We start from the raw sequence: 13002 nt of genomic DNA on the forward strand, positions 1-13002 counted from the left end.
CTTGCGTAGTGCCATAAGTTAACAGCATATGTATGTCGAATCAAGTATACAGGAACAAAACTGGAAAAGACATAGAAAATATGTCGAATAATAAGATTTTAAGAAAAAAATAAACTCCGCTGCCTGCTTGTTCAATATGATAGAATAGTTGACAATAACAGCTGAGAATCCGCATCACGGCAGATAACGATGAGGAGGGTTTACATGAAGACATTGGTAAACGGCCAGTTGATTGATCGTGAAAAAGCCGCAGTTGATATTGAGGATCGCGGATATCAATTCGGTGACGGTGTGTATGAAGTCATCAGAGTATACAACGGCGTTTTATTCGGTCTGCGTGAGCATATCGGCCGTCTTTTCAGAAGCGCCGCAGAAATCGGCATCACCCTGCCGTTCTCCGCAGAAGACATAGAATGGGATCTCCAAAAGCTCGTACAGGAAAACAAACTCATTGACGGCGGGGTCTATATTCAGACGACGAGAGGGAAGGCGCCCCGGAAGCACCAGTATGATGAAGGATTGGAGCCGCAGACGACGGCATACACCTTTTCAGTGAAAAAACCGGAAAATGAACAAAAAGCAGGGGCGCAGGCCATAACGGCCGAAGACAAGCGCTGGCTGAGGTGTGACATTAAGAGTCTGAATTTACTGTATAATGTGATGATAAAACAAAAAGCCTATGAAGCAGGCGCTTATGAAGCGGTGCTGATAAGGGACGGAGCGGTCACGGAAGGAACCTCTTCCAATGTATACGCCGTCATAAACGGCACCGTCCGGACGCATCCTGCAAATGAGCTGATTTTAAACGGCATTACGCGGATGAAACTTTTAGGGCTGATGAAAGAAAACGGGATTGAGGTGCGGGAGAAGCCCCTTACTGAAGACGAACTCAGAAACGCGGATGAAATTTTCATCTCGTCGACAACCTCTGAACTAATCCCGATCGTAACCCTTGACGGAAAACCGGTCGGCAGCGGTGTGCCGGGTCCTGTAGCCAAAACGATTCAAGAGGCTTTTCAATTGAGCATTCAGCAGGAGATCGGCGTTCAGTCATAAACGGAAAAAGGCCGGAAACACATCCGGCCTTTTTGCTTCTGTCAGATAAAAAGAGACTCGACATGCTGAACGAGCACGCGGGAGATTTTCTCTTTTGAAAGACGCTCAGGTTCAAGCAGTGCATGCAGCGCCAATCCGTCGGCAATGGCATACAATTTCTCCGCTTCTGTCTCTTTATCAAGATTTGGTTTCAGATGCTTATTATCATCCAGCCAGTCAATCAGACCGCGGATATATGCCAAGATCCCGTCATGCTGAGGATGAAACTCTTCTCCCTTATGTCTGGCATAAGCTGTGAAAGCGAACCATACCTCCATTTCAGCCATCGTTTCTTCATCTGTCGGGATGATTTCAAGCATCAGACGCACCGCTTTTTCTTTCGGCGGCAGATCCGTCTTGGCAACTTCGTTAATTCTGGCGGCCGCTTTTTCTTTTACGAGTGTCATCGCATACCCTAAAAGCTCATCCTGGGTGGTGAAATAGTGCCTCAGCGCGCCTAAAGAAAGACCCGCTTCCCGGGCGATGTTTCTCACTGTCGCTCCTTCCATGCCCCGCTCCAAAATCGTCCGCCAAGTGGCTTCGGCTATTTGTTTTCTTCTTTTTTCATGATCGATTATTTTAGGCATGTCTCCAGTGTAACAGGAAAAAATATTTCTTGCAATTTTATAATACAATTGTATTAAATAAAAAGAGGTGTTACAATGCTTTTTAGAAAACGATAAGGGGGAACCGGATTGAACGCGATTGCTTGGTTGATTGTCATTTGTGAGGCTGCTTTTTGGGCGGTTGTCATCTTCGGATTGGCGGCGCGGTATTTATTCAGGCGGCAAAAGCTCGGAATGTTTTTTTTCGCTCTCATTCCTTTACTTGATGCCGTATTGTTTGCAGCGGCTGCAGCTGATTTATACAGAGGGGCGACAGCGACTATGGCGCATGCAGTGGCGGCCGTTTATATCGGAGTGTCTGTCGCCTTCGGAAAAAGCATGATTCAATGGGCGGATGAGCGTTTCCGCTATTATGTCGTAAAGGAAGGGGCAAAACCGGTCAAGCGGTACGGACTGGATTATGCCAAACATTATGCAAAAGGATGGGGAAGGCATGTATTAGCGTTTGTCATCGGCGGCGTTCTTTTAGCCGGAACGGTATTTCTCATTCAGGACGCTTCCCGCACCGAAGCGCTCAGCAGGCTGTTGAAGGGCTGGTCTGTCGTGCTGTGCATTGATTTTTTGATCATGGCGAGTTTTTTTGTAATGCCGAAAAAAAGAGGAAACAGCCGGGAGCTTTAAAAAAAGCAGCTTTTGATTAAGCTGCTGTACAGAAAGGATTATTTTACGATCAGCACCGGAATGTCGGATTTTGATGACAGCTTTTCACTGACGCTTCCGAATAAAAGTTTTTTCAGCCTGTTCTGGTCCCTGCTCCCCATGACGATCAGATCCGCCGATATGCGGTCGGCGTGCTCGATAATGGCATCAGCGGGATCACCTTCTAAAATGTCGATATCCCCGTCAATCTGGCTGTCGTTCATCAGCATTCTCGCTTCGGCAATGATTTCTTCCGTACGGTCTTCATAAATCATCGGGTCAGGGGGGATTCTTTCCGCTTGAAGCGGGTCGGGAACGCTTGCAATCCCGCCGCCGATATACGTGGCACCGGCTCCCGGCCTCGGGGGATCGACAATCGTCTGGGTATCTTTTGCATTGTGAGAATGTACGACCGTTAAATTCGCGTGAAATGTTTTTGCAAGGTCTATCGCTTTTTGAAGCGCTTTCTTGCTATCATCACTTCCGTCAAAAGCTGCAATCAACCGGTCCGCGTGAAACATCGGCCTCATCCTTTCAGTAAAAAAGGTTTATAAAACGATACCCGTACGGAAGAAATCTAAAACCTGTATTGACAAAAAAAGGATTCGTTTATATGATAAAGGAATAATATAGGAAAAAAGGAGGTATGGATCATGTCAGCATTAAAGCTTGTCAACTCATCTTCAGCTGAATATCGGCGTGACTGCCATACACCTTCCGTTTTCTGAACATTTGCTTAAAAACGGTGCAGTCGCGCATAACAGGCGGGTCTGTACCTTATTTATAATAATAAGAGGCATGGAGCTGACGCTTCATGTCTTTTTTTATATAAAAAAATGAATGAAAGACAGGTGTGATGCATGTGGCGGTATTAGCGAAAACAATGAAAAACAATCCGGAAAAACTTGAGGGCGGCTGATTCATGAAAGGGGATGACGGTATTTGTTTACTGTATTAAAAAAGCTCGCTTGGTTTTTTAAAGCCTATTGGCTGCGCTATACGACAGCGATTGTTCTGTTATTGATTGTGAATGTCATTGAAATGTTTCCGCCGAAACTTCTCGGTAACGCAATAGACGATATGAAGGCGGGCGTGTTTACGAAAAGCGGGATGCTGTTTTACATATGTGTGTTTCTCGCTTTAACGGCAGCCGTTTATTTGCTCTCCTATTTTTGGATGTACCAGCTTTTCGGCGGGGCGAATGTCATGGAGAAAATTCTCCGATCAAAACTGATGGGAAGGCTTCTTCAAATGTCACCGCCGTTTTTTGAGAAATACAGAACGGGCGATTTAATGGCGCGGGGGACGAATGATTTGCAGGCCGTCAGTATGACGACGGGCTTCGGAGTCTTAACACTCGTCGATTCGACGATGTATATGCTGACGATATTTTTGACAATGGGGCTTCTCATCAGCTGGAAGCTGACATTTGCCGCGATTATCCCGCTGCCGATTATGGCGGCTGCGGTCAGTCTGTACGGAAAAAAGATCCATGAGCGGTTTACGGAAGCGCAGGATGCTTTCGGATCATTAAATGACAAGGTGCTGGAGTCGGTATCCGGCGTGCGGGTCATTCGGGCTTTCGTGCAGGAAAAAAATGATGTCAGCCGTTTCGGTGATATGACGGCGGATGTATACGAGAAAAACATGAAGGTGGCGTTTATCGATTCACTCTTTGAACCGACTGTGAAACTTCTTGTCGGACTCAGCTATCTCATCGGTCTCGGCTACGGCGCCTATCTCGTTTTTCAAAACCGGCTGACGCTGGGAGAGCTGGTATCGTTTAACGTGTATCTCGGAATGATGATCTGGCCGATGTTTGCGATCGGAGAATTAATCAATATCATGCAGCGCGGCAATGCCTCCTTAGACCGTGTCAATGAGACCCTTTCCTATGAGCCTGATGTGACAGGGCCCAAGCAGCCCGCCGATATCAAGGAGCCCGGGCGTCTTGTTTTTGAACAAGTGACTTTTACGTACCCGAGCGGAGCGGGACCGGCTGTTTCCGATGTATCATTTTCCGTTGAAAAAGGGCAGACACTCGGCATCGTCGGAAAAACGGGAAGCGGAAAGACGACGATTATTAAGCAGCTGCTGCGTGAATATCCGCCCGGTGCGGGAGCCATCACGTTTACAGGCGTTCCGATTCAGGAGATTCCGCTTGAGAAGCTCCGAGGATGGATCGGCTATGTGCCGCAGGATCATATTTTATTTTCAAAGACGGTGAAGGAAAATCTGCTTTACGGTCGGCAGGACGCAACCGAAGAGGAAATCGGCAGCGCGCTGAAGGATGCGCATTTTAAACAAGATATCGGCATGCTTTCAGAAGGGCTTGAGACGCTTGTCGGCGAGAAGGGGGTGGCGCTCTCCGGCGGACAAAAACAGCGCATCTCAATTGCGAGAGCGCTTTTGACAGATCCGGACATTCTCATATTAGATGATTCGCTTTCTGCCGTAGACGCGAAAACGGAAGCTGCCATCATTGACAGCATCCGTAAAAAACGGCGGCATAAAACAACGATCATCACCACCCACCGGCTCTCGGCAGTTGAACACGCAGATCTCATTCTCGTCATGGACGAAGGCCGGGTGTCTGAAAGAGGCACGCATCAGGAGCTGTTGGCGAAGAATGGCTGGTATCGCGAACAATATGAGAGGCAGCAGCTGTCCTCTCTTGAAGAAGGGGGGACGGGCGCATGAAGACCGGAAGAAGATTATGGAATTACGCGCTTCAATACAAAAAGCTGCTGATATGGGCGGTCGTTCTGCTCATTATTGCGGTCGGCACTGAGCTGACCGGCCCGTTTATCGGAAAAAAAATGATTGACGACCATATTCTCGGCGTTGAAAAAACATGGGTTAAAGCCTCTGGGGACGATCCGGACGCCGTCAGGTTCAGAGGGCATGATTATGTCAGGGAGGACCGGCTCAAACCGGGGACGGAGAAAACCGGAGAGGCGCACATTTATCAAGTCGGTGCGGCCTACTATTTTGTTGAGGGTCCCGTCAGTTTTGACGGAAACCGTTCAGTGACTGACGGCCGGCTGACAATATCAAACGGTAAAGAAAGCAGGTCATATCCCGCTATTGCGTTATCCAAACAGGAAATTTTTCAATTTTACCGTCCGGAAATAAAAGGGCTGCTGACGTTGACCGCCATTTACGCGGGACTGCTCATGTTTTCCGTGTGCTTTCATTACGGCCAGCATTACCTGCTGCAGATGGGAGCGAACCGAATCATACAGCGTATGAGGCAGGATGTATTTTCACACATTCAGAAAATGCCGATCCGCTACTTTGATAATCTGCCTGCCGGAAAAGTCGTGGCCCGCATTACGAATGACACAGAAGCGGTCAGAGATTTGTATGTAACGGTGCTGTCTACGTTTATCACAAGCGGCGTCTACATGCTCGGTATTTTTACGGCGCTGTTTATGCTTGATGTCAGACTGGCCGCCGTCTGCCTTTTGATTATTCCGATCTTAATGATCTGGTCGGTTGTGTACCGCAAATACGCATCCGTCTTCAACCAAAAAATCCGTTCCATTAACAGTGACATCAATGCAAAAATGAATGAGTCCATTCAAGGGATGCCGATTATTCAGGCGTTCCGCCGCGAGAAGGAAACGATGAAGGAATTTGAAGAATTGAATGAAGCTCATTTCCGCTATAAGAACAAAATGCTGTCTTTAAATTCCCTCATGTCCCACAGTCTTGTCAATGTGTTGCGCAATGTGGCGTTTGTCGGGCTGATCTGGTATTTCGGAGGCGCGAGTCTGGGTGCGGCCGGAATTGTTTCGATCGGCGTTTTATATGCGTTTGTTGATTATTTAAACCGTTTGTTCCAGCCGGTTACGGGGATTGTCAACCAATTTTCAAAGCTTGAATTGGCTCGTGTGTCCGCGGGCAGGGTATTTGAGCTTTTACAGGAGGAGGAAACGGAAGAAACAGGCGCTCCCGCAGACAGAAATGCGGAAGGGACTGTAGAATTCCGCGATGTTTCTTTTGGGTATCGAAAGGGAGAAGAGGTGCTGAAACACATCAGCTTTACAGTTGAAAAAGGCGAGACGGTCGCCCTCGTCGGCCATACGGGTTCCGGCAAAAGCTCCATCCTGAATCTTCTGTTCCGTTTTTATGATGCCGAAAAAGGCGATATCCTGCTGGACGGAAAAAGCATATACGGCATGTCAAGACAGGAGCTGAGATCGCATATGGGGATCGTGCTTCAAGATCCGTATCTTTTCTCTGGAACGATCGGCTCCAATGTGACCCTCGATGATCAGCGTATTTCCCTGCAGCAGGCTGAAGAAGCGCTTCGGCAAGTCGGCGCCGCAGGCCTTCTGCAATCCTTGCCGAAGGGCATCATGGAGCCCGTCACGGAAAAAGGCGGAACACTGTCTTCAGGCCAGCGCCAGCTGATTTCTTTTGCAAGAGCGCTTGTGTTTGATCCGGCCATTTTAATTTTGGATGAGGCGACGGCGCACATTGACACCGAAACAGAAGCAATCATTCAAAAAGCGCTGCACGTGGTGCAAGAAGGGCGCACGACATTTATTATCGCCCATCGGCTTTCCACGATCAGACACGCAGACCAGATTCTCGTTTTGGAAAAGGGGCGCATCATTGAAAAAGGAAGCCATGACGAATTAATGGCGCAAAAGGGGCAGTACCATCAAATGTATGAATTGCAGAAAGGAACGGCGCAGTCCGCGGTGTAATCGGAAAGGGTGAATCAAAAGATTCGCCCTTTTTCAATTTAGTAAGCCAGTCCCACCCGTTTTCTGACAAACTGCGGGTTCATCAGTTCACGGTAAAGAAAATGCGCCGTGTCTCCGACGGTGATTTCAGTCCCGCCTTCAGGAAGCTGATCTTGTTCGAACCGGTAAACTCCGGCAGCTTCTCCGTCAGGAAGGTAGGTGGGGCAGATGATCGTCCAGTCAATATCCTCTGCCAGAAGCATCTCGTATACGCGGGCGTGTTCCTTTGCGGCTCTTGTTGATTTTCGTTTTGATTCTGACGATTCAAAACGGTATTTGTCAGGCATAAGCCGTGATTGAAGTATACCCGCGGTTCCGATCGTAATCAGACGCTGAACATGATGCTGTTTCATGCTGTCTATTATATAGATCATAGCAGCTGAAAGGGTATCGTCACCGTCCGTGCCGAGACAGCTCACGACTGTGTCCGCTTTAGAAATCAATCTGCCGATATCCTCCCGCCGTCTGGCATTCCCTGTTATGATATGTTTTTCATGAATGGGAAGGGCCGTTCCGGCAGATCTGACAAGAGCGAATATCTCAATGTGTCCGTGTTTCTGCGCTTCTTTTATAAAAGCCTGTCCGACTCTTCCCGTTGCTCCGAGTAAAGCGATTTTCATGTAAAAAACCTCCTCGCCGCTCATTATATCATTCAAAGCAGCGGGGAAAAGAATACCTGTGAATAAAGGGGAGATGGTGGGCAACATATTCATTGACCAAAGAAACCGTTACGAACTGAAACAGCTCCCAATTGACTGAGGCAATGAATGACATGTTTTCCCTCCTTTTTTCCTAGGGTATGTGGAATAGGAAAAAGGGTGACGGCAATAAAAAGAAGACGCGGTATCCCGCGCCTTCTGTAAGCCATTTATTGAGTTATTGTACGCCTTGTCCGCCCATGTGCTGCTGCGCGAAAGATACTAAACGTTTAGTGATTTCTCCTCCGACAGAACCGTTTGCGCGGGAAGTTGTTTCTCCGCCAAGGTTTACGCCGAACTCAGAAGCAATTTCGTATTTCATTTGGTCGATTGCTTGAGCAGCGCCAGGTACTAAAAGTTGGTTTGAAGAGTTGTTGTTTGCCATTTGTATGATCTCCTTTATAAAGTAGTATGGTTGGGTTTGCTGGAATTGCACCAGCTGATGGTTTCCGGAATGAAAACCATTGCCAGCTCGGCTTCACCCAATGGTGTTTGCCGCTTTGTACTACGTATTATGGTGAATCATAAGGCATCTCATTCGGAAAACCGGGTGGTAAATAGCGGAAGGAAAAAGAAAAGCCCAGCCTTTTGAGGCTGAGCTTTTAGCTTTCAGTCATATATGTGATAAAGCATTAATTCATGCAGCTCTTTTACGAGAGCCGGCTCTTCTTTCCCAGGATGTGTGTGTCCCCATTCAATGTCTCCGGACTTGTGGTAAATTCCTTCGTAATGCGTACCCTGCCAGTAAAACGAAATCCGCCATCCGGGCAGTTTCTCTTTTTTGAATAACGGTTTCCAGCTGAAGTGCGAAATCATGACGTTCACGCTCCTTATCGGGAAATGTTGATCCTGTTCATTGTAGCTCATAAGTTCTGTGCCTGTCCCGGGTCAACGAAAAAAAGGCGGCCTCACCGCCAAAGTTTTTCCGGGGCGGTAATGGACCGTTCTGATAAATATGACGCGTATTCAAAATTTCTCCGTTTTGTGAGGTAATCGACTGATCTCAGCTTCGGATGCGAGAAAATGCTCCGCCCGGGGCGGGAATTGGCCTCAAACATCCAAACTTTCCCCGCCTCATCAACGCCGAGGTCAAAACCGATTTCGCCGATAAAGCCTTCAATATGTTCATTTAACACACGGCTGACCGCTAAGGCGGCTTTCGAAAGCTTCCGGATCATGCCGACTCTCTCTTTCGGATCGCCGTATAATTCAGCTAACGTTCTGACTTCCCCGCCGTTTGCCAGATGCGTTGTAATGCTGTTTCTGCCGGAAATTTTTGCTGCGATCGCCGTCACTGTCCATTTTCCCTCGGCATTTTTGTTCGTATGCACCCTGAAATCGACGGGACGCCCGTCAAGCCGGATCAGGTCAATGCCTTGCTGCAATAAAAAAGCGGACGGGTCATTGTTTTCTTCAAATGATTTCATGAAGGATGCCGCATCTGCATAATCTGCCGTCACCACCGTTTTTTCCTCATTCGTGTATTTGACTGAGAAGCCGGCGTCTGTTTTTTCCAGCTTGTAAATTCCCGTTCCGAGTGTGCCGTCTGCAGGCTTGATAAATACGGTGTCAAACGTGCTGCATAACGTCTCTATCGCTTCTGCATTCGGCTGCAGGATTGATTTTGGCAGGAGAGAAGCGGTGAGACTGTTTTTTTCCAGAAGCTTGTGAATGTCCCATTTATTAAAGAATTGCGGATTAAACCAGGGAATCTGATAGTCATTCATCAGCCTATATTTTGTCTGCTGTAAAAGAGGAACTTTTTCCGTTTTTCGGCTCGGGAGCCTGTCATATACAACATTTGGAAGCGGGACGTCCGCCCGTTTCCAGCTGTTTTCTTTATAAATCAGCGCCTGAACTGTGCCTTCTTCCCAGTTGATCTGATGTGCCCCGAAAACGAAACAATATCCGTTCGCCTGCTCGTGAAGGGAGAGCAGTTTGGAAAAGAAGGATGTGCGGTCTCTGAACGGGCGCTGTGCCGATGATGTGAACCCTGCTGTAAAAACGCCGATCAGCGGTCCGATATGCACCGTCTGGCCGTGGATGAGAAAATCAGCCCGGCTTTTATGCGGTATCATCAGCTCCTCAAATAAATCTTCAGAAAGGAGCGCGCTTTTTTCAAGAGATTGAGAAAAGGCCACACGGCATTTGACAACCTTGGTCCCGAAGGCAGCGGATAAAATCCCTTCCCGTTTCATGGCGGAGGGGAGATACAGCGTATTTTTGCTTTTTTTATCGATGCCGACCATCATCCCTTTATGATTCACGCGGAAGTGCTCCTTTCCGGTTTTCCTGTGACTGAAGATCGCGGAAGCGTTTCAGCGGACTGGTGTACAAATCCTCTTTCGCCTCGGGAGCCACGCTTAAAATAGCGTTCCGTCCCGGTTTTGAATTGACATCCAAAAGCCAGATGCGCCCGTCTTTGGCATAACAAATATCGAGCCCCAGCTCAAACAGCGGTCCGAATTGTTCATCAAGAAAATAAGGGACGGATTGGGTGATCGAAAAGACGTCATCCAATAAAACGGCCTGCTGCTTTTTCGGAATTTCTTCAAACCACGTGTCAAATTTAAGCGGCTCGGACCCTCCCCGCAAATGAGATAAAAGACCGTTCTGATAACCTCTTCGAATCGCTTTTCCGACCGTTTCCCAAGCCCCTGACTCATTTTTGCGCATGAAAATGCGGATGTCGCACGGGTGCTGTTCCTTATCCTGAATATTTAAGTAGGCTTGAAGCAAATAACGGTGCTGCAGCACTTTTTTGCACCAGGACTTAAAAGACACGTGGTTGGAAAACGTTTTTGTCTGCTTGTTTTTCCCGATATAGTAAGTGGCTGAAATTGATTTTTTCCCTGCTTTAAGGAGGATGATGCCTCTTCCTCCCGCGCCGAAAGCGGGCTTAAGTATACATGCTTTTTCTTTCGCTAAGTATGATTGCACCTCTTCATAACGGCTGACTTCGACCGTTTCAGGAATATAGGGACTGATCAGGTGATGCTCTTGGAGCGCATTCGTGACCGTCCATTTATCAGGAAGCCCGCGGCCGATAAATTCCGTTTTCGGATATTTTTTCAGCCATTCGACGATCGGTTTGGCTTTTTGAGCTTCAGCAGATTTTCCGTAAAAACAGCGGTCGTAAATAAATTCGGGAATATCAATTTCCGTTTCGTTCCATTTTCCGCTTTTCGGATGATACACGAGCGCTTTCACGCGTAAAGAATCCGGATAAATATCAAACGGTGTAAATCGGGCAAAGCGCACATTGTACTCTGGCGCTCTTTCAGCCAGTTCACCGGCGAAATCTTCTTCGTGCCGGCGGGATACGGACATAAAACCGAGTGTTGTCATGTTGTTACTCCCCCTTTATTCAAAAGCCGCTGATGAAACGGCCCTTCCATCCAATAGACATGTCAAGCGCAGCATAAAAGATGATCTACTGTAAAGAGTACGAAACAGCATCTTGCCTTATTCCTGAGAAACAACAATTCAGGTTCTTCATTTGCCCGCATTCACGCCAGCCTCTATAATACGAATAGATAGTTCATCTAGAAAAATAGAACATAAGATGGAGGCAGAAGAAAAGGAATGGGCATAGCAGGAACGTTTATATTTATGATTGTGATCGGAGCCGCGATCGGCGCGGTGACGAATCACCTTGCCATTCAGATGTTATTTCGTCCGTACCGTCCGTATTACCTGTTCGGAAAACGGATTCCGTTTACCCCGGGGCTGATCCCGAAAAGACGCGACGAATTGGCAAAACAGATGGGGCTCATGGTGACGAACCATCTGTTAACTCCGGAAGGCATAAAAAAGCGGCTTTTGTCAGATACCGTTAAAAATCAGGCGCTTGTGTTCGCCGAACAATTCACGCAAAAAATGGCCGCTTCCGATATGACGGTGCAGGAAGCTCTGGCCGCCGCAGGCATCCGGAATCCGCAGGAAAAGACGGATGCCTGGATTGACCGTTTTACAGATGAAAAGTTTTCGGAACTGTACCGGAAATATGAACACCGCGCCATAAAGGACTGGCTTCCTGATGAGCTGCAGAAAAAGCTGGATGAAAAAGTTCCGATGGCCGCCGATTATATCCTGAAGCGGAGCATTGATTATTTTGAAAGTGAAGAAGGCAAAGACAGACTCGGCAATATGATTGACGACTTTTTGAATGCACGGGGGATGCTCGGCAGCATGGTGCAGATGTTCCTCGGCAATTCAAGTCTGGCAGACCGTGTGCTGCCTGAGCTGTTAAAGTTTTTGCACAACGATGAAACAAAAAAGCTTCTGACTGATCTGCTTTCTCAAGAATGGGGCAAGCTCAAATCTTATACACTTTATGAGGCCGACGAAAAGTGGAATGCGAAAGATCTGCTGTTCAGCCTGAAAAAACGGGCTTTGGCCGCGCTTCAAACCGCACCCTTTTTTGAGGGCCGGCTCGGTGACATCATCTCCCGCTATGAAGGGGAGATTAAGGGAACGTATGCGCCGAAGCTGCTTGATGCAGCACTCGGCAGTATTGCCGCTCATTTGGAAGATGTGCTCAAACGCCTTCGTCTTGAGGAAGTGGTCAAAGAGCAGGTTGATCAGTTTCCGGTTGAGCGGCTCGAGGAAATGGTGCTGTCGATTTCCAAGAGAGAATTTAAGATGATTACGTATTTAGGCGGTCTGCTCGGCGGGATCATCGGAGCAATCCAAGCTTTGTTTGTCATTCTTTTCTAAGGAAAACATCGGCCAAGGATGAAAGTCACTCCGCAGTCTGTTATAGTGGAGTGGTATGTCTGAAAGGAAGAAAGGAGCGGTTACTATGGCAGTTCATTTTTATGATGCAGCATATGATCTTGAAAAAGCTTTGCGTAACAGTGATGAATACAGCCGTTTAAGAGGGCTTTATGATCAAGTAAACGCAGATGAATCCGCAAAACGCATGTTTGATAATTTCCGCAATGTACAGCTGCAGCTGCAGCAGAAACAGATGTCAGGTGAAGAAATCACTCAGGAAGAGGTAGAGCAGGCGCAAAAAACGGTTGCTCTTGTCCAGCAGCATGATTTGATTTCTCAGCTGATGGAGGCGGAACAGCGCATGAGCATGCTGATCGGCGAGTTAAACAAAATTATCATGAAACCTCTTGAAGAGCTTTACGGAAACCCGCAATAAGCTCCACCCCCTCCATCTATGAAATGGAGGGG

General features: G+C 47.6%; 14 protein-coding genes. 6 read left to right on the top strand and 8 right to left on the bottom strand.

Annotated features, from left to right (window positions below):
* Positions 1 to 204: 204 nt before the first annotated feature.
* Entirely contained in the window at positions 205 to 1056 is an 852-nt protein-coding gene (dat, locus tag AD710_RS12740) for a D-amino-acid transaminase (RefSeq protein WP_049628194.1), read from the top strand.
* Between the two features lie 41 nt (positions 1057 to 1097).
* On the opposite strand, the gene AD710_RS12745 is transcribed toward dat, so the two are convergent.
* Positions 1098 to 1682 (bottom strand): TetR/AcrR family transcriptional regulator, encoded by a 585-nt coding sequence (locus AD710_RS12745; protein ID WP_045927088.1) that lies wholly within the window; start codon positions 1680 to 1682, stop codon positions 1098 to 1100.
* Positions 1683 to 1790: 108 nt separating this feature from the next.
* Here AD710_RS12745 and AD710_RS12750 point away from each other — a divergent pair, with 108 nt between their 5' ends.
* Complete coding sequence (locus tag AD710_RS12750; RefSeq protein ID WP_049628195.1) at positions 1791 to 2342, top strand: hypothetical protein; 552 nt, start codon at positions 1791 to 1793, stop codon at positions 2340 to 2342.
* A 38-nt stretch (positions 2343 to 2380) separates the two neighbouring features.
* Here the strand turns inward: AD710_RS12750 and AD710_RS12755 are convergent, their stop codons facing one another.
* Positions 2381 to 2881: a universal stress protein gene (locus AD710_RS12755; protein WP_045927089.1), complete on the bottom strand. Its 501-nt coding sequence runs from the start codon at positions 2879 to 2881 to the stop codon at positions 2381 to 2383.
* A gap of 421 nt (positions 2882 to 3302) precedes the next feature.
* On the opposite strand from AD710_RS12755, the gene AD710_RS12760 reads away from it, so the two are divergent.
* Together AD710_RS12760 and AD710_RS12765 are read left to right on the top strand one after the other, a co-directional pair.
* Positions 3303 to 5060, top strand: a complete 1758-nt coding sequence (locus tag AD710_RS12760; RefSeq protein ID WP_049628196.1) for a multidrug ABC transporter ATP-binding protein BmrC — start codon at positions 3303 to 3305, stop codon at positions 5058 to 5060.
* Positions 5057 to 7078, top strand: coding sequence for a multidrug resistance ABC transporter ATP-binding protein/permease BmrD (locus AD710_RS12765; RefSeq protein ID WP_049628197.1), 2022 nt, complete (start codon positions 5057 to 5059; stop codon positions 7076 to 7078). Before AD710_RS12760 ends, AD710_RS12765 begins: the two co-directional genes overlap by 4 nt.
* 38 nt (positions 7079 to 7116) lie before the next feature.
* Here AD710_RS12765 and AD710_RS12770 read toward each other — a convergent pair whose 3' ends face one another.
* The 6 genes from AD710_RS12770 to AD710_RS12790 form a co-directional block, all read right to left on the bottom strand.
* Entirely contained in the window at positions 7117 to 7737 is a 621-nt protein-coding gene (locus AD710_RS12770; protein ID WP_049628198.1) for an NAD(P)-dependent oxidoreductase, read from the bottom strand.
* A gap of 28 nt (positions 7738 to 7765) precedes the next feature.
* Positions 7766 to 7891, bottom strand: coding sequence for a hypothetical protein (locus tag AD710_RS20080; protein WP_016938366.1), 126 nt, complete (start codon positions 7889 to 7891; stop codon positions 7766 to 7768).
* A gap of 102 nt (positions 7892 to 7993) precedes the next feature.
* A complete protein-coding gene (locus AD710_RS12775; RefSeq protein ID WP_016938365.1) occupies positions 7994 to 8200 on the bottom strand; it encodes an alpha/beta-type small acid-soluble spore protein in 207 nt (68 codons plus the stop codon).
* A 224-nt stretch (positions 8201 to 8424) separates the two neighbouring features.
* The gene (locus AD710_RS12780; protein WP_012117190.1) at positions 8425 to 8640 is read right to left on the bottom strand and encodes a YheE family protein; all 216 of its coding nucleotides are present in this window, start codon (positions 8638 to 8640) and stop codon (positions 8425 to 8427) included.
* 83 nt (positions 8641 to 8723) lie between these two features.
* Entirely contained in the window at positions 8724 to 10082 is a 1359-nt protein-coding gene (locus AD710_RS12785) for a YheC/YheD family endospore coat-associated protein (protein WP_049628199.1), read from the bottom strand.
* Positions 10072 to 11163, bottom strand: coding sequence for a YheC/YheD family endospore coat-associated protein (locus AD710_RS12790; protein WP_016938363.1), 1092 nt, complete (start codon positions 11161 to 11163; stop codon positions 10072 to 10074). The genes AD710_RS12785 and AD710_RS12790 overlap by 11 nt, the downstream gene beginning before the upstream one ends.
* A gap of 237 nt (positions 11164 to 11400) precedes the next feature.
* Between AD710_RS12790 and AD710_RS12795 the strand changes: the two genes are divergently transcribed.
* Together AD710_RS12795 and AD710_RS12800 are read left to right on the top strand one after the other, a co-directional pair.
* Positions 11401 to 12534 (top strand): DUF445 domain-containing protein, encoded by a 1134-nt coding sequence (locus AD710_RS12795; RefSeq protein WP_049628200.1) that lies wholly within the window; start codon positions 11401 to 11403, stop codon positions 12532 to 12534.
* Between the two features lie 85 nt (positions 12535 to 12619).
* On the top strand, positions 12620 to 12970 hold the full coding sequence (locus AD710_RS12800; RefSeq protein ID WP_016938361.1) for a YlbF/YmcA family competence regulator: 351 nt from the start codon (positions 12620 to 12622) through the stop codon (positions 12968 to 12970).
* Positions 12971 to 13002 lie beyond the last annotated feature (32 nt).

Origin of the sequence: Bacillus sp. JFL15 (assembly GCF_001184225.1) — a bacterium.
Lineage (GTDB): Bacteria > Bacillota > Bacilli > Bacillales > Bacillaceae > Bacillus > Bacillus siamensis.